The sequence below is a fragment of the Bradyrhizobium sp. Mp27 genome (assembly GCF_029953005.1).
In the GTDB taxonomy this organism is placed as follows: domain Bacteria; phylum Pseudomonadota; class Alphaproteobacteria; order Rhizobiales; family Xanthobacteraceae; genus Bradyrhizobium; species Bradyrhizobium barranii.
Genome location: NZ_JASAUS010000001.1, coordinates 30873 through 47898, shown reverse-complemented (window position 1 = coordinate 47898; position 17026 = coordinate 30873). Strand labels below are relative to the sequence as shown.

The following is a 17026-nucleotide window of genomic DNA, read 5'->3' as shown; positions in this document are numbered from 1 at the left end:
CGGTCACCTCGCTAGTCTCCGGCGCGCCCCGGTGCGGCCGAACAAGGTCCGGAACGCGCTGACAATGGTGGAGGCGAACTCGGGATCGTTGATGTTCTTGGGAACGCGGATGAGCTGACGGTTGGCGGTCTGTCGCACGTTCCGCTCCAGCGCACGGAACAGCGCCGAATCGGCATCGGGATCCCAGAATGGCTGTCCTCGCGCGTCGAGCGCGGAGACGCCGCCCTCGGGCAGGAAGATGCGCACCGGGCCGTCCATTTGGTTGAGCCGATCGGCGATCCAGCGGCCCATGCGTTCGTTTTCCTCCGCCGTGGTCCGCATCAAGGTGACCTGCGGGTTGTGGACGTGGAATTTGCGGCCGCGGTAGCGCTCCGGAATGGTGTCCGGGGCGCCGAAATTCACCATGTCGAGCGCGCCCACCGAGCCGACATAGGGTAGGCGGCTGCGGATGATCGCACCAAAGCGGTCGTCGGTTGCCGGGAACACGCCACCCATCAGGAGATCGCAGATTTCCGTGGTGGTGAGATCAATGACGCCGGCGATCTGTCCGGAATCGACGAGTTTCTCCATTGAGCGGCCGCCAACGCCGGTGGCGTGGAAGACGAGGCACTCGAAATCCTCGCGCAGGTCGGCCGCGATCTTCTGGACCGCGGGCGTGGTGACGCCGAACATGGTGATGCCGACCGACGGCAATCCACCGTCGCCGCGATCGTTCCGCGCGTGCTGATCGAGGCGCGCCCTGACCATGCCGGCCAGCGCATTGGCGCCATTGGCGAGCACGGCACGCGAGATCGAGTTGAGGCCCTGCACGTCGGTGACCGAATGCATCATGGTGATGTCGGCGGGGCCGACATAGGGCCCGACGTCGCCGGAGGCGACGGAGGAGATGATCAGCTTGGGCACCCCGACAGGGAGGGTCCGCATCCCCGGCGCGACCAGCGACGCTGCGCCCGAGCCGCCCGCCGAAATCACGCCGGCAATATTGCTCTGGCGTCGCAGCCAGCTGGCGAAGGCATCGGCCATCGCGGCGACGGCAGCGCCGCGGTCGGGTCCGAACACCGCCGATCCGCCGCGCCCATGGTTCAAGGCGATCTCCTGGGCGGAGACGTCGCTGGTTGCGTGCCGGCCGCTGGTGGAGACATCGACCAGTCGCGTGCGCAGGCCGCTTCCGGCGATGATGTCGCGGATGAAGCGAAGCTCCGTGCCCTTGGTGTCGAGCGTGCCGACAACGAGCACGACCGGGGGTCCCTGCGTTTGCGCCGCGACCGGCTCGCGCCGGCGCCGGGCGGTCTCGTCGAGACGCGCCACCTGTGTCGAGAGCGTGCGGGCGGCGGCCTCGATGCGGGCGATCGGGACCGGCTGTGACCAGCGGGTGGGCGGCGTCGGGTTGGAGATGTAGACGCGGATCGGGCCGCCGGGACGGGACGGCTGCGGCGCGGCCTTCGCCCCGGTGCTTGCAGCCGGTACGTCGATGGCGGGCTCGAGCTCGGCGTGGAGCCCAACGCCGAGCAGGCGCTGCTGCAACTCCCGGTCCGCGGCAAGGCGCACGGAATCGATGATGCGGTTGATGCGGCCGTTGACCATGATCGCGACGTTGCGCGAGACGGCCGTGGCCACACCGATGTTCTGCTCGATCACGAGCACGGACATGTCGCCGTCCTCGCCAAGCCGTACCAGCATCTCCTCGACCTGGGCGACGATGACGGGCGCAAGCCCCTCGGTCGGCTCGTCCATGATCAGGAGCTGCGGATTGGTGAGCAGCGCGCGGGAGATCGCCAGCATCTGCTGCTCGCCGCCGGAGAGCTGGCCGCCACCATGATCTTTGCGCTCGGCCAATCGCGGAAAGGTCTCGTAGATGCGCTCGACCGTCCACGCCCCGCGCCGCAGGCCCGCGGCAAGCTGCAGATGCTCGTCGACGCTGAGCGAGCGCCACAGCCGCCGGCCCTGCGGCACGTAGCCGACGCCAAGCCGGGCTATGTGGGCGGGCGGCCGCCGGGTGATGTCGTCGCCGCGGACGCGGATCGAGCCGCCGCTGACTGGCACCAGCCCCATGATCGCCTTGCACAGCGTGGTCTTGCCCATGCCGTTGCGACCGACCACCGAGAATACGCCGGCTTCGAGCGTCAGGTCCACGCCCTGCAGCGCATGCGAATGTCCGTAGTAGACGTCGAGGCCGCGGACTTCGAGGGCGGCGGCGGCCGAGCGGCGGACCTCATTCATGGCCGCCTCCGAGGTAAAGCTCCTGCACCTCGGGATCGGACTCGATCTCCTGCGGCAGGCCTTCCTTGAAGATGCGCCCGTTGTGCATCATCGTGACGCTCTCGACGACGCGTAGCGCCACGTCCATGTCGTGCTCGATGATGATGTAGCCGATATGCGCCGGCAGCGAGGTCAGGATCTCTACCAGCTCGGCACGCTCGGTCGGAGACAGCCCCGCGGCCGGCTCGTCGAACAACACGAAGCGCGGCGCGCCAGCGAGCGCCAGTGCGATCTCGAGCTGGCGCTGCTGGCCATGCGCAAGCTCGGCGACGCGCTGGTCCTTCACGCCTGTGAGATGGACGGCCTGCACGAGATTATCGGCCGCGCTCATCAGCGCGTCGTTCTGTCCGGGGCGGAGGAACGAGAAGCGCCCGCGCGAGACGCCGCGGCAGGCGAGGTAGACGTTGTCCTGGACGGTGAGACCGGGAAAGAGCGCGGAGATCTGGTAGGTCCGGCGCAGGCCGCGGCGGATGCGCTCGTAGGGCGGGAAGTGGGTGACGTCCTCGCCGAAGAACCGGATGGTGCCGGAGGAGGGCGGGAAATCGCCGGTGATGCAGTTGAACAGGGTGGTTTTTCCGGCACCGTTCGAGCCGAGCACGGCGCGCCGCTCGCCGGGACGCACAGTAATGGTGACGTCGGTGAGCGCGGCCAGCGCGCCGAACAGGCGCGTCACGCCGCGAAGCTCCAGCGCCGCGCCGGCGCCGACGGCTGAGAGGCGTTGCGCGACGCTATCCATGACCGGATCCTTGACCAGATCCTCGGCCGTGACGTTCGCTTGAACGGGCCGCGCCAGATCGCTGGCGCTGTCGCCAGCTCTGCCAGAGCCCGATCACGCCGTCCGAGGACCAGAAGACGATGGCGAGGAAACCGAGGCCGATCAGCAGCCGGAAGCGGTTGCCGTCGAGCCCGAGCTTGACCAGGAAGTCGAGCGCGAAGGTACGTAGCAGCACGAAGATCAGCGCGCCGATGAACGGACCGATGGGGCGCGTGATGCCGCCGACGACGGCGATGATGAGGATATCGATGCAGGCGCCGACGCTCACGGATCCCGGCGAGATCTGCCGGTAGTTCCAGACCTGAAGCACGCCGGCCAGCGCCGCGACAAGGGACGCGAAGGCGTAGGCGGCGACGCGGTGCGCATTGACGTTGAAGCCGAGCGCCGCCATGCGGCGGGGATTGTCGCGAACACCTTGCAGCGCCAGGCCGAATGGTGCGCGGGAGATGTATTCGACGGCGAAGTAGCACAGCGCGGCAACCGCGAGCACGATATAGTAGAAGGGAATGTCGGCGCGCCAGTTGACGCCCCAGAAATGCGGCGTTGCAACAGTGTTGATGCCGGTATGGCCGTTGAAGATCGCCCAGTTCTGGTTGGTGAAATAATAGAAAGCCGCGCCGATCGCGAGGGTGATCATGATGGTGTAGATGCCCTCGGTGCGCACCGCCAGCGCGCCGCCAAGCGTGCCGAACAGGGTCGCGAGCGCGAGCGCCATCGGGACCGCGAGCCACCACGGCCAACCCAGGCTGATATTGGCGTTGCCGCTGACGCCGAACACCGCGACCATATAGGCGGAGAAGCCTGCGATGGTGAGCTGCATCAGGCTGACCATGCCGCCGTAGCCGGCGAGGAACATCAGGCTCAGCGCCATGATGCCGAGGATCAGCGTGGTCGCAAAGATCTCGATCAGGAAGAAGCCGTTGGCGATCAGCGGCATGATCAGGAGAATGGCCGCGACGATCCAGGCTGCAGGATCGTTGATCTCCGGCCATCCGCGCAAGGTGGGGCGTTGCGCCGCTGCGGCGGGACGAACGGTGACGCGGGCGTCGTGGGCGAGCGACATCTCAGCGCCTCGCCAACAGGCCTTGCGGCCGGACTGCCAGTACCAGCACCATGATCAGGAAGGTCACGACGATGGCGTAGGTCGGGATGTAGACCGAACCGAGCTGTTCGGCGAGGCCGATGATCAGCGCGCCGAGCGCGGCACCGGGGATCGAGCCCATGCCGCCGACGATGACGACGACGAGCGAGGCAAGCAGGAAGCGGATGTCTTCGCCGGGCGAGAGTGACTGGAAGGTGCCGCCGACGACACCGGCGATGCCGGCAAGCCCGGCGCCGAGCGCAAAGACCAGCACGAAGACGAGCTGGATCCGCACTCCGGTTGCGGCCAGGATGTCGCGATCGTCGACGCCGGCGCGGATGATCATGCCGATGCGTGTGCGGTTGAGCGCGAGCCACATCGCCAGGCCGATCACGACGGACGCGGCGAAGATCACCAGCCGGACCAGCGGATAGCGGAGGTAGACCGGCTCGCCCGAGGATTTCACCGCAGTGATCAGCGGCAGCTCGATCGGGCCGATCAGCCAGTTCGGCGTCTGGATCTGATAGAAGTCACCGCCGCAAGCCCAAAGCATCAGGTCGGCGAAGACGATCGAGAGCCCGATCGTCACCATAGTCTGCCGCAAGTCCTGGCCTTCCATGCGGCGGAAGACGATGAGCTGAAGAAGGACGCCGACCAGCGCCGTCAGGATGAAGGCGACGATGAAGCTGAGGACCCAGGAGCCGGTCGAGGCGCTGATGGCGTAGCCGACATAGCCGCCGAACAAATACAGCGAGCCGTGCGCGAGGTTGACGTTGCGCATCAGGCCGAAGATCAGGGTGAATCCGCTGGCGACCAGGAAGTAGAGGCCGCCGAGCGTGATGCCGTTGAACACGGCGTTCAGGAAGACCCGCTTGCGGCCGATCGCCTCTTCAAGTCCGGGCGGCCACACCGCTAAGGTCAGCCACAATGCAAGTGCGATCGCGATGATCACGATCAGGGCCCAGGCCGGATGACGTTCGACGAAGCGCGTCATGTCAACTGCCTCATCCCCGCCTCGCGCCCCCGCAAGCGGAAAGAGGGTGCGATCAGGCCGCCTCGACCTCGCCCTGCCTCATGCTTTGAACGCTGGTCGAACAGCCCTGCGCAGGCTGCGTACCTCGCCATGGACGTGCGTCCTCCCGGACATGCGATCCTCTTTTCGGGATCGCGTTCCGACCATCTTAGCGAGGGGACAAGGGGAGCGTTTGATCGTCAGTATCTTTTCGCGCGCGGTCAGGCCCGCAAAACCTTGGCGGCGCGGCGGTAATCGGTCGGCGCCATCCCGACATTGGCGGTGAAGAAGCGTGTGAAGCCGCTTTGCGAGGAGAAGCCGAGGTCGAAGCCGATGTCGGCGATCGGTGCTTCGCCGGCGACAAGGGCTTCCAGCGCCTGTTCCATGATCAGGGTGTTGAGGTAGAGATGCGGCGTGACGCCGGTCTGGGTGCGGAATAACCGGTAGAAATGCGGTCGCGACAGGCCGGATTCGCGCGCGATCGTGTCGAGCTCCATTTCGGCGCCCGGACTTGCCGACATCAGCTTGATGCACTTGCGCACGCGGAAGTCGGTGACGGCGCCGGCCGTGCGTGCGTCACGCGCGATCTCGGCCTGCTGCCAACTTTCGTCGTAGCAGATGTCGATCAGCCGCCGCAGCTCGGCATCGAGGCTGGAGAGTGACGGTGCGCCGCACACAAGCGCGGCGGTTCGTCTGATGTGCTTGTCGAGTGCGACCGTGCGCTTGAACTGGGTGCGGCCGAAACGCAGGCGGTCGGCGCCGGGCGCGTCGGGCGCGAACCACTCCGGATTGACGTAGAGCACGAAGAAGATCGCGCCACCGGCGAGATCGGACGGCAGGAAATTGTGAGGCTCCCAGGGATTGACCGCAACGATGGAGCTTTCAGTAAGGTCGTAGTGCCCGTTACAGACGTCGATGCATGCGGACAGGCCGCCGACATGGAAGATCAGATGACCTTCGCGATGTGCGTGCACGTTGAAAGGGCGGTTCAACTGATAGACCGTCGCCCGACCGAACCGGCCGTGAAAGACGGCAAGCGCCCGGCTCATGCCTTCCCTCCCGAATGTTCTTGTCTTTTCAATCAGCGTTCAACAACCGGGGCGAGATTGCAAGAGCGCAAGATATCGCGCCTGCAAATCGCTCCCGGTTGCCGGAGAGCATGCGAAACGAGCGCCGGTGAATGCGTCAGTACTTCTTACATTCCGGGACCGTACGGCTCGGCAGTCCGATCTTGGCGAACACCGCCGGATCGTAACCGAGCGTCTGGTTCACGTTCGGGATCACCTTCACGACCTTGCTGAACAGCGCGCCCTTGCCGTCATCGACGACCTCGGTGACGAAGTTGGTGCCGATCGCCTGGCGGTTGGCGTCAAGCTTGATCTTGCCGTTCGGTGCATCGATCTCGATCTTGGCCAGCGCCTCCTTGTACTTGGCCTGGTTGTTGGAAAGATCGCCATTGACCTCACGCAGTGCGAGGATCAGCGCCATGGTCGAGCCGTAATAGTTGGTCGCAAGAAGCGACGGGCTCGGGAAGCGCTTGTTAGGTGGAAACGCGTCCTGATACGCCTTCACGAACTTCTGCCAGCCCGGATCCTCCCAGGTGTCGGCCTGGCCGCTCGCCGCGATGGTGCCGACCAGCGCATTCTTGGCGTTGCCTTTCGAGGACAGGATGGTCTGGTCGATCATGATGGAGCCGCCCATCAGATGCGCCTTGCCGCCCGCCTGCTGGTATTGGTTCAGGAAGTTGACGGCATCCGCACCGCCGAGGCCGAGATAGATCGCATCGACATCGTCGGGCAGCGCCGCGATGACGGAGGCAAAATCCTTGGTGCCGAGCGGCACCCATTGCCGGTTGGTGACCTGGCCGCCGGCGCCGCAGAATTCGAGCACGAGGCCGAACACCTGGGTGTAGATGAAGGAATAGTCCTCGCCGACGGTCGCGATCTTGCGATATTTCTTGGTTTCGTAGGCGTATTTGCCGAGGCCCACCTGCCACTGCGCGCCGTCCATGTTGTAGCGGAAGAAGTTCGGAGCGGGATCGACATAGGTCGTCTCCTGCGCGCCGGAGGCGGCGTTGATGAAAGTCAGCTCCGGATGCGTCTTGGCGAAGTTCTTGACCGCAATGCCCTCGTCGCCGGAGAGCGGCGACAACAGGATCTGCACCTTGTCCTGCTCGATCAGCTTGCGCACGGCGCGCACCGCGGAATCCGGTGTCGCGTCGGTCGAAGCGACGATGAATTCAAGCTCTTTGTCGCCGACCTTCTTACCGAGCACATTGAGCGCCGTCTGGTGACCGCGCATGCCGTCCTCGCCGAGCACGGTGTAGGTGCCTTCCAGCGTTGCCGTGACGCCGACCTTGATCTTTTCCTGGGCGATTGCCGCGCCTGAAAGGAAAAGGCTGCTTAGCGCGATCAGTCCCACACTGCATTTCAACATTGCATTCCTCCCTCTATGGCCAAATTTTTCGCTGAATTGGCGCGGCGCCGTGGCTCCCGAAAGGTGCCCGGCTGTTGAACGAAGGCTAACCGAAGTCGGATGCAGTGCACGTATGGGCGCATCGTGCGGCTTGACGGGCAGTCTCATTTTGAATGTTGCGGCGCAATTGGCTTCGCGGTGCAATAGGCGGCCGGCTTGCCCAGTTTGAAGGGCGGTGCGTGAGGGGCGCGATCCTCTGCTTGGTCCGTGCATGGAGCCAGACCCAGCACAGGCCTGGTCGGTTCAATCCCCAAGGGAAGCTGGGCGGAAACAGCCCCCGGCGGCTGGATCCAGCTTGAATTTGCCGACAGGGTGCCACGGATCGCGGCCAACCGGGCCCTGATCCCGCCGCCGCTATTCAACCTAGGGTGAATTTGCCCCGGATTTCCATTACCATCTGGTGGAAATGAATCACCATGCGGCCTCTCACGATCCCGTTCTTGTGGCGCTGTCGATCCTGATCGCCGCGCTTGCCTCCTACACAGCGCTCGACCTCGCGACCCGGATGCGTGCCGCGTCCGGGCGGGCTCGCCCGGCTTGGCTTGCAGCCGCGGCCACCGCCATGGGCGGCGGCATTTGGTCCATGCATTTCGTCGGCATGCTGGCTTTCAGGCTGCCGGGGGTCGAGATCTCCTACGATCCATTCCTCACCTTTCTATCGCTTGTCGTCCCCATTGTTGTCGCGGCCGCGGCCTTTGCCGTGGTCGGAAGACGCCCGCAGGCGCTCCTGGTGTCCGGCCTTGCGATGGGGCTTGGCATATCCGGCATGCACTATACGGGCATGGGCGCGATGAGAATGGCGGCATCCGTCGCGTACGATCCTCGGTGGGTCGTGCTCTCGGTCGTGATCGCGATGTGCGCTTCGGTCGTGGCGCTCTCGCTCGCCTTTCGCAAGACAAGTGCGACGCAGCGACTGTTCGCAGGACTTGTCATGGGTCTCGCGATCTCCGGCATGCATTACGCGGCTATGGAAGGTGCCTCGTTCGTGCCTGCGAACACCATGGCGGGACACGCTGGACATTTCGTGGGGCGGGCGCCGCTGGCATTTCTGCTGGCCGGCGCCACCATCCTGATCCTGAGCATTGGGATTGCCGCTGCCGTCTACGATCGGGCGTCGGCGGAGCGCGCTCAGCGCGAGGCCAGCGCGCTGAGGCGAAGTGAAGAACGCTTTCGGCTCCTGGTGGAGGGCATCGCCGATCACGCCATGTTCATGATCGAGCCGAATGGGGCCGTGGGAAACTGGAATCTCGGGGCGCGCCGGCTGATGGGGTATGGCGACGACATCGTAGGGACCAGCTACGCGATCCTTCATACCGACGAAGACCGCGCGTCCGGGGCGCCAGCACGTGCTCTTCTGGAGGCGGAGCGGTACGGCAAGTCAGCGGTGGAAGCCTGGCGCGTGCGCCGGGATGGCAGCCGTTTCTGGGCAGAGGCAACCCTGGTCGCGGTACGGAACGAAAGCGGCTTGATCACTGGGTTTGCCAAGATCGTGCGCGACATCAGCGAGAGGAGACGGGCACAGGAAGCGCTGGATCGGGCACGCGAAGCGCTGACGCTGTCGCAGAAAATGGAGACCATCGGTCAACTTACCGGCGGCGTGGCCCACGATTTTAACAACCTGCTCGCCGCCGTTCTGGGCAGCCTCGAGCTTCTGAAAAAACGCCTGCAAACAGACGATCCGAAGATACAGCGTCTCGTGGACAACGCGATGCAAGGCGCGCAGCGGGGCGCGCTGCTAACCCAGCGCTTGCTCGCCTTCGCTCGCAAACAGGATCTCAAGCCGGCTGTCGTCGATATCGCCGCACTGGTGCGGGGCATGGCGTCACTGTTGAAATTCGAGGCGGGCGTCCGTATCGACACACTCTTTCCGCTGGATCTGCCCAACGTAAAGATTGACGCCAACCAGCTCGAACTGGCCATCCTCAATCTCGCCGTAAACGCGCGTGATGCGATGCCGGCCGGCGGCTTGATAACCATCTCCGCCAGGGACGAGCAGCACGAAGCTGGAGCTCCCCGCTACGTCGCGCTCTCGGTGAGCGACACCGGCTGCGGCATGGACGAGGAAACGCTCAAGCACGCTCAGGAGCCGTTCTTTACGACGAAGGGCATCGGCAAAGGCACCGGGCTCGGACTATCGATGGTTCACGGCCTCGCCGAGCAGTCCGGCGGTAGGCTCGTCCTGAAGAGCCGCCTTGGGGTGGGCACGACGGCCGAGATCTGGCTGCCGGTAGCCGAGGAGGAGGCCGCGTTGCCAGCACCGCGCGCGGAGGCTCCGGCACCCATGCTTCGGGCCGACCGCCGGCTTTCCGTGCTTCTGGTCGACGACGACCCTCTCGTGCTGGAGAATACGGCGGCAATGCTGGAGGATCTCGGGCATGCGGTGGTCGAGGCACGCTCGGGCGAAGAGGCACTGGATCTCCTCCGCCGCACGCAGGCCATCGAACTCGTCGTCACCGACTATGCGATGCCGGTCATGACCGGCCTGCAGCTGGCTGAAGCCGTGGTCGTGGAGCGTCCCGGTACGGTCATCCTCCTGAGCACCGGGTATGCGGAGCTTCCCATCGACGCGCGTTCCAATCTGCGCCGCCTGTCGAAGCCGTTCGATCAGGCTGCCCTTGAGAAGGCTATCGAGGGAGCGATGCGAGAGCGGGAGAGCGCGAGATCTGTCGTCGCCTGACGGTGTCGGGCTGACGGCCGCCGATCGGCGCCGCCAGCACATTTGCCACCAGCTCCCCGACCAACCAATATGATTGCGTTGAGCCATTAGATCGTGTTTCGACCGGAGAGAAAAACGGCGCCTCAGCGACGAGAGATTGCCGCTGTCCCGGTGAAAGCATGCCGGTGCATGGCAACCGTGTTGCCGATTCGATAAAGGGCTAAATTCAAGTCAGCGTCGCGCGCGGATTCACAACCGTGTACCCCCTCAAAGAACGCGCGTGTATTCTCGTTGTGTGTCCACCTGAGTTGCCGTCGTACGCCATCCAAACGTCGCCCCCGATGTGCTGCTCGAGGACGAAAACGTGCCCGCGTCTTGCCGCGACCATTCCTGGTGCTGGCGACGTACGCGGAAATCTCAGCCAGTTTGCCGCGAGATTCAATTCCGGAACGATGCGACCAAACAGGCGCAGGGCTGCGGCACAACCGCAGAATGAGGAGGGGCAGCCCGCGGGGCGGCCGCCTACGATCCGAGTGCTGACGGGACTATCAGACGCCGCAATATTTGTATTGGCGACGACGGCGAGTTGCTTGGTTCGGTGTATCCGCAATAAGTCTCGCACCTCTCTTTGCTGGTTCGAGATTTGCGCGTAGTTCGAAAAGTCGCATGGCATGGTGACGTTGCATTCGGAGGCGCGCTGTATGCGATAGGGACGTGCATCTGAATTGAGCGAGGTGATCACAACGAGGCAGCACGCAAAAATTACTTGCTTGAACATTGCAGGCTCCGGGAATGATGGATCCTGCCCCGAGCAACGAGCAACGAGCAACTAACAAAGATTGGCTGAAATGGGTCAAAAGAGCGGCCCAATGCTGGATCCGAGGCCGGCTATACTTCTGGAGTAACTCGAAACGCGTCGTTGAAGAGCCGCTTTTCGCCGCAAGTGAGCCGTGAACGCTGCGCCCGCTTCACGTGTCGGTCATGACCACGTAGTCCACGTGAAGAGTAATTGGTCCCTTTGATCCGTCCAGAATGACGCGGAGGCTCTTCGGATAGTATCCGGCCCCCACCACGGTCCCGGTCTTTCCAGCTAAGCGAGGACCGGCTGCCGGCTTTACCTGAATTCGTGAACCCGGCGGAAACTTGAGGTTCGTTTGGGCCGACCCTGACATGACGTCCTCGGCAGCAAATGAGCTGATTTTACTCGAAAAGTCGCTAGCGCGCGGCACAGCGAACAGGTGGGACAAATTCGGTTCGCGCGCGCTATCAAAAAGTGCTCTCCAGCCACGGTGCTAAAGAGCGGCAAGACAACCCAGCGCCTAATACTTCCGCAATTCGCAAGTGCCCCCGCAAACGAGTTCGCCTTTGGTGCTAAAATACCGGTTCACAGGAGCGCTGATCCGCTTGGATTTTCTCTCTATTTGCGCCACGCCCTTTACTGAACAACGGAAACGCTTCGGTGAGAACATCCATCATCGGAGGTAATCCACGGACATCAATCCGGCTTGCTGCCTGCTACCGGCATTGAAGAATTTCGTCGGCGTTGTGCCAGATCTAACATTGATCTTCTCGGCCTCGATTGGCCGCATATCGTTGAATCGTCTTTCAAAACAAGTTTTCCCGCGGATCCGGCGGTCAGCGCTGGCGCGTTGTTGTGCAAACTTTCAGCACAATAATCCCTTGGTTACGCCCAATGGAACGGAGATTCCTGCCTCAAACGTAAACATACGTTCACCTCGGTGGGACGCACGATCGGTTGTCGGGCGCTCAGACCTACAGGTCACTGGGGGCTTTCAACACAGACAGGGGAATATCATTGGCAACATTACACTACGCTGCGGGCGGGGGCCTGGACTCGCAAGGTAACTTCGCACCAGCTGAAGCTGGCTTCAATCTTGCCGACGTCTCGTATGTCGACCAGGTGAATGCACTGCCCGATGGCGTGCAGGCTCTGGTCTGGCTCGATCAGTACCACGGCGTGACTCAGGACTTCATCGACCAGGTGACGCCTTTCCTCAACAATCCGAAAGTGTTCGGCTTCTACCTGGTGGATGAGCCCGATCTGACCGGACAGTGGGGACCGCAAGTCGACCCTGCGGATCTGAAGGCTGAATCCGACTGGATTCATCAGCACGATCCGGGGGCCAAGACGTTCACCGTCCTGATGAACACGGGATCATCGGACGATCCGAACTACATGAACAGCTACAACCAGGCGAACACCCACATCGACTACTTCGGTCTCGATTGGTATCCGGTGTGGGAGGACCGTCCGAACGTCGACGTCAACACAATCAACAAGTACGTCGCCGCTGCGGAGCAGGCCGGGATTCCGCTCGACTCCATCGTTCCGGTCTACCAGACATTCGGTGGCGGCGACTGGGTCAGCGAAAACGGCACCCAACTCGTGATGCCGACCGCCCAGCAAGAGCAGGCAATGCTCGATCGTTGGGCGGAACTCGTTCCCAATCCGGCCTTTGACTATGCCTACGCTTGGGGTTCGCAGGAAGGCGATACTGCGCTCGAGAGTTCGCCGGAGCTGCAGCAGGTGTTCCTTGCGCACAATACGAGCCATGGCACGGGGGGCGCGACCGCTCCGCCTGTTACCGATCCTGTTACCGATCCCGTTACCGATCCGGTGACCGACACGCCGCCGCCGGTGGACGCTGGCGGTAGCACCGGCACGGACGGCAACACGCCGCCGGTTGGGGACGCTGGCGGTAGCACCGGCACGGGCGGCAACACGCCGCCGGTTGCGGACGGTGGCGGTAGCACCGGCACGGACGGCTCCACGCCGCCGGTTGCCGATGCTGGCGGTAGCACCGGAGGCACCCCTCCCGTGTCGGGCTCGGACGGAACGACCGATCCGTCAGACGGTGGTTCGACGGATACTGGCGGCTGGGGTGGTCATCACCACGGCGGCGGCGGCGGCTGGTGGGGCGGTTCGTCCTGGCAGGCCGGCAACAGCGGTGGCGGGCACAACCACCACGGTGGTGGGCTCGATTTCTCGCAGTGGATCAATGCCGCCACGTCGTCACCCGCATTCGGAGATCATTCCTGGTGGCGGGGTCACAATGCGACGTCGAACACGACTTCGGATGCCGATTCTGGGCAGACGGATACGCAGGACACAGGCTCGTTCGTAGCGCATCTGGCTGATTGGATGTCTCACCACAACAACGATCATCACGGGTGGCACTCGTAAGCTCGTAGGTCGTCTACATCAACAAGGACTTGCGCGCGGTGCGCTGCGCGCATGTCCACTCTGGGGAGTTCCTCGCGACCATTGGGGCGGTCGAGAGGCGGGGTGCCATTCCGCGCGCGGCGGAATGTTGAAATGCGGGCGTCTTGACGCTCGATCGCATGCAATTTTTCAACCGTTTACCGCCGCCCGGCCAAGGGCGGCCCGGATATGCACATGCACGCTTCGGCAAAACAGTCTGCGCTCGCGGATGCCTTCCGTCGGATACGTCCCGGCCTGCTCGCGGCCGGCGGACTATCCATCTTCATCAATCTGCTGGTGTTCGTGTCGCCGATCTACACCATGCAGATCTACGATCGGGTGCTAACGAGCCGAAACGGGATGACGCTGCTGCTGCTCTCGCTCATCGCGCTCGTTCTCTTCATCAGCTACGCGACGCTCGAGCATTTTCGCAGCCGGGTTCTCGTGCAGACCGGATTGCGCTTCGACCGGTTCGTCTCGGGCGAGACGTTCGAGACCGCGCTCGGACAGGCACTGAGCACGAGCAGCTCGCATCACGTCCAGCTGCTGCGCGATGTCGACACCTTGCGTGAGGTGCTGTCGGGAGGCGTCATCACGTCGCTGATGGACGTGCCGTGGACGCCGATCTTCCTCGCGATGTGTTTCCTGCTCCATCCGCTGATCGGCCTGGTCGCTCTGATCGGCGCGATGATCATTCTAACGCTCGCCTTCCTCAACGAGCGTGTCACGAAGGCGCCGCTGAATGCAGCCGCGTCGAAGAATCTTCATGCGCTGGACCGGTTGACGTCCTCGCTGCGCAACGCCGAAGCGATCCGCGCGCTTGGAATGGGACCCGCGGTCCGCGGTGCCTGGGCGGAAACTCATGGTCAGGCGCTGCTGGAAAGCGCGACGGCCGGAGAACGGGGCGGGACCTTGCTCGCCATCTCCAAATTCCTGCGCATGGCGATTCAGGTGGCCATCATGGGAGTGGGCGCTTATCTCGCGATCCAGCAAGAGATTTCTGGGGGCGTCCTGTTCGCGGCTTCGCTGATCATGGGACGCGCGCTCGCGCCCGTCGAGGCTGCAGTGTCGCAATGGAAGGCGCTGGTTGCCGCGCGCACATCATATGCCCGGCTGGATCGCGCGCTTGCGAACCGCGCGACTGAGCGACAGCCGACACGGCTGCCGGCCCTGGTCGGCGAAATCTCCGTCGAGGCCGCGACGGTGCTCGTCCCCGGATCGCAATTGCCGGCCATCGCCGACGTCTCGTTCCGGCTGGCCCCTGGCGAAGTCGTCGCCGTGGTCGGCCAGTCCGGCTCCGGAAAATCGTCGTTGGCGCGGGCCCTGGTCGGCGCCTGGCCGCTGGTGCACGGCTGCGTCCGCATCGACGGCAACGACGTCAGGCATTTCGATCCCAATTTCCTTGGACAGAACCTCGGCTACCTTCCGCAGGACGTCGAGCTGTTCGCCGGTACCGTGCGTGACAACATTGCACGTTTCCGCGACGACGCCTCCGACGAGGCGGTCGTCGAGGCAGCGCAGTTGGCGTCGGCGCACATGATGATCCAGCGTCTTCCCAAGGGCTATGACACCGTGATCGGGGATAATGGCGCAGGTCTTTCTGGCGGTCAGCGGCAGCGCATCGGGCTCGCCCGCGCGCTGTTCGGCAAGCCGGTGCTGGTTGTGCTCGACGAGCCGAATGCAAATCTCGACGGCGACGGCGATCGCGCGCTCGCCGATGCGATCCAGCGGCTGAGGCAGAGCAAGGTGACGATCGTGATCATCAATCACCGCCCGAACCTGCTCGCCGCGGTCGACAAGATCGTGTTCATGCACGAGGGACGGCTCGGGCAAATCGGCACGCGCGAGGAGATGTTGCCTGCGCTGCTCGGCAAAACGGTTGCGCCGATGCGGCGTGACGTGCGCGAACCCGCTGAACATCATCGCGCCGATCGTCAACACCACGCTGACGGCAACCATCGTGCCGATGGCGCTCACCGCCAGGCGCAGCTTTCAAATCAAGTGCGTCAGGCGCACGCGACGAGGCAATAATGGACAAGATGTTGGAGCGGGGAACGGACGCTCTTCACAACGAACTGGCTGAGCTTCTGAAGCAGTTCAACAGAACCGATAAAGCGGTGCAGGAGCCGCGACCTCCGCGCAAACTTCTTGCGCAGGCGGAGACCATGGCAAAGTCGCTGGTCGATCTTGCCAAGACGAAACTGCCGATCTTGTGGCCCCGAGGGCCGGTGGGCAACGATGAGGATCCGTCGGGCGATTGGCAGACCCCCGCGCGGCGAGGCTTCCTAGTCGTCTTCCTGACCTTCGGCGTATTTGGCGGCTGGACCGCCCTCGCATCGATCGACGGTGCCGTGGTGGCCCCCGGCTCCGTCGTTGTCGAGAGCGACCGTAAGGTGGTGCAGCATCTCGAGGGTGGCATCGTCCAGAACCTGTTGGTCACAGGCGATTCTCATGTCGCGGAAGGTCAGGTCCTGTTGCGGCTCGATCCGACCCAGGAGCGGGCCAAGGAAGAGATCGCTCGCTCGGCGGTGTACTCGGCGGTTGCCGAGGAGGCGCGCCTGCAGGCGGAAGCCGAAGGCAAGGACAGCATCACGTTTCCGACCGAGCTGCTCCAGAAGGCTTCCGATCCGAACGCGATGCGCGCAATGGGTGACCAGAAGCGGCGCTTCGATGAACGTCGCGCTGCGCGAAAGATCGAGATCTCGATCCTCGAGGAACGTATCGCGCAGGCGCAGCGGCAGATCCAGGGGAATACCGCGCAAAACAAGGGCGCGCGCGCGCAGTTCGACAGTGTCAGTCAGGAATACACCAAGCTCAAGCCGCTCGTTGATCAGGGCATCGTTGCGTTCGCACGCGTCGCCACGCTGGAGCGCTCTAGAGCCGAACTCGAGGGCAAGATCGGCGCGTTTGAAGCGGATATCGCTCGCTATGGCCGCATCATCGACGAGTCGCGGCTCCAGATCGATCAGGTCGGGCAGAAGGTGCTGGAGGAAGCGACCGGCAAGCTCGCCGATACGCGCGCCCAGCTTGCCGATGCGCGTGAGAAGCTGCGCGTCGCGGTCGATGTCCTGGCCCGGATGGAAGTGCGCGCACCGCGATCGGGGCGGCTCGTGAACCTCAAGGTTCACACGATCGGTGCCGTGATCAAGGCGGGCGACGTGCTGATGGAGATCGTGCCGGACAACGATGTTCTCGTGGTGGCCGCAAGGGTGTCGGCGCTTGATATCAACCACGTCCAGCTCGGCCTTCCGACCGAGGTGCGGCTTCCTTCGTTCAAGGCGCGCTCCACCCCGATCGCTGTCGGCGAGGTTCTTTCGATTTCGGCCGACGCCACTCGCGACGATGTCACCCATCAGCCCTATTACGAGGTGAAAGTCTCGGTGCAGGTGACGCAATTCCCCGAGAAAGTCCGTGAGAAGCTCAAGCCGGGCATGATGGCCGACGTCCTGATCGCAACCGGAGAACGTACAATTCTTGCTTATCTGACCCAGCCGATCACGGACGCGATCCGGCGCGGGATGCGGGAGAGCTGATTCGCTGGCCGC

The 17026-nt window shown here is 63.8% G+C and carries 10 protein-coding genes; 4 read left to right on the top strand and 6 right to left on the bottom strand.

Annotation, left to right across the window (positions count from 1 at the left end):
- Window positions 1-3: 3 nt before the first annotated feature.
- From QJT78_RS00180 to QJT78_RS00155, 6 genes are all read right to left on the bottom strand, one after another.
- Window positions 4-2220, bottom strand: coding sequence for an ABC transporter permease (locus tag QJT78_RS00180; RefSeq protein ID WP_028147231.1), 2217 nt, complete (start codon window positions 2218-2220; stop codon window positions 4-6).
- On the bottom strand, window positions 2213-2995 hold the full coding sequence (locus QJT78_RS00175; RefSeq protein WP_028147232.1) for an ABC transporter ATP-binding protein: 783 nt from the start codon (window positions 2993-2995) through the stop codon (window positions 2213-2215). Before QJT78_RS00175 ends, QJT78_RS00180 begins: the two co-directional genes overlap by 8 nt.
- Window positions 2988-4097, bottom strand: coding sequence for a branched-chain amino acid ABC transporter permease (locus QJT78_RS00170; protein WP_028147233.1), 1110 nt, complete (start codon window positions 4095-4097; stop codon window positions 2988-2990). The genes QJT78_RS00175 and QJT78_RS00170 overlap by 8 nt, the downstream gene beginning before the upstream one ends.
- 1 nt (window position 4098) lies before the next feature.
- Complete coding sequence (locus tag QJT78_RS00165) at window positions 4099-5109, bottom strand: branched-chain amino acid ABC transporter permease (RefSeq protein WP_028147234.1); 1011 nt, start codon at window positions 5107-5109, stop codon at window positions 4099-4101.
- Window positions 5110-5348: 239 nt separating this feature from the next.
- Window positions 5349-6176, bottom strand: coding sequence for an AraC family transcriptional regulator (locus QJT78_RS00160; protein ID WP_028147235.1), 828 nt, complete (start codon window positions 6174-6176; stop codon window positions 5349-5351).
- 136 nt (window positions 6177-6312) lie between these two features.
- On the bottom strand, window positions 6313-7563 hold the full coding sequence (locus tag QJT78_RS00155) for an ABC transporter substrate-binding protein (protein ID WP_014496418.1): 1251 nt from the start codon (window positions 7561-7563) through the stop codon (window positions 6313-6315).
- A gap of 445 nt (window positions 7564-8008) precedes the next feature.
- Here QJT78_RS00155 and QJT78_RS00150 point away from each other — a divergent pair, with 445 nt between their 5' ends.
- The 4 genes from QJT78_RS00150 (at window position 8009) to QJT78_RS00130 (ending at window position 17014) form a co-directional block, all read left to right on the top strand.
- Window positions 8009-10279 carry an MHYT domain-containing protein gene (locus QJT78_RS00150; RefSeq protein WP_038941739.1) on the top strand — a complete coding sequence of 757 codons (2271 nt, stop codon included), beginning with the start codon at window positions 8009-8011 and terminating at the stop codon, window positions 10277-10279.
- A gap of 1795 nt (window positions 10280-12074) precedes the next feature.
- A complete protein-coding gene (locus QJT78_RS00140; RefSeq protein WP_193375918.1) occupies window positions 12075-13463 on the top strand; it encodes a calcium-binding protein in 1389 nt (462 codons plus the stop codon).
- 207 nt (window positions 13464-13670) lie between these two features.
- Window positions 13671-15512 (top strand): type I secretion system permease/ATPase, encoded by a 1842-nt coding sequence (locus QJT78_RS00135; RefSeq protein WP_028147237.1) that lies wholly within the window; start codon window positions 13671-13673, stop codon window positions 15510-15512.
- Entirely contained in the window at window positions 15512-17014 is a 1503-nt protein-coding gene (locus QJT78_RS00130; RefSeq protein ID WP_240537530.1) for an HlyD family type I secretion periplasmic adaptor subunit, read from the top strand. The genes QJT78_RS00135 and QJT78_RS00130 overlap by 1 nt, the downstream gene beginning before the upstream one ends.
- The last annotated feature ends 12 nt before the right edge of the window (window positions 17015-17026 follow it).

Excerpts from the sequence above, each read along its gene's own strand:
- QJT78_RS00180 (WP_028147231.1), bottom strand. The coding sequence starts at position 2,220 with ATGAATGAGGTCCGCCGCTCGGCCGCCGCCGCCCTCGAAGTCCGCGGC.
- QJT78_RS00175 (WP_028147232.1), bottom strand. The coding sequence starts at position 2,995 with ATGGATAGCGTCGCGCAACGCCTCTCAGCCGTCGGCGCCGGCGCGGCG.
- QJT78_RS00170 (WP_028147233.1), bottom strand. The coding sequence starts at position 4,097 with ATGTCGCTCGCCCACGACGCCCGCGTCACCGTTCGTCCCGCCGCAGCG.
- QJT78_RS00165 (WP_028147234.1), bottom strand. The coding sequence starts at position 5,109 with ATGACGCGCTTCGTCGAACGTCATCCGGCCTGGGCCCTGATCGTGATC.
- QJT78_RS00160 (WP_028147235.1), bottom strand. The coding sequence starts at position 6,176 with ATGAGCCGGGCGCTTGCCGTCTTTCACGGCCGGTTCGGTCGGGCGACG.
- QJT78_RS00155 (WP_014496418.1), bottom strand. The coding sequence starts at position 7,563 with ATGTTGAAATGCAGTGTGGGACTGATCGCGCTAAGCAGCCTTTTCCTT.
- QJT78_RS00150 (WP_038941739.1), top strand. The coding sequence starts at position 8,009 with ATGAATCACCATGCGGCCTCTCACGATCCCGTTCTTGTGGCGCTGTCG.
- QJT78_RS00135 (WP_028147237.1), top strand. The coding sequence starts at position 13,671 with ATGCACATGCACGCTTCGGCAAAACAGTCTGCGCTCGCGGATGCCTTC.
- QJT78_RS00130 (WP_240537530.1), top strand. The coding sequence starts at position 15,512 with ATGGACAAGATGTTGGAGCGGGGAACGGACGCTCTTCACAACGAACTG.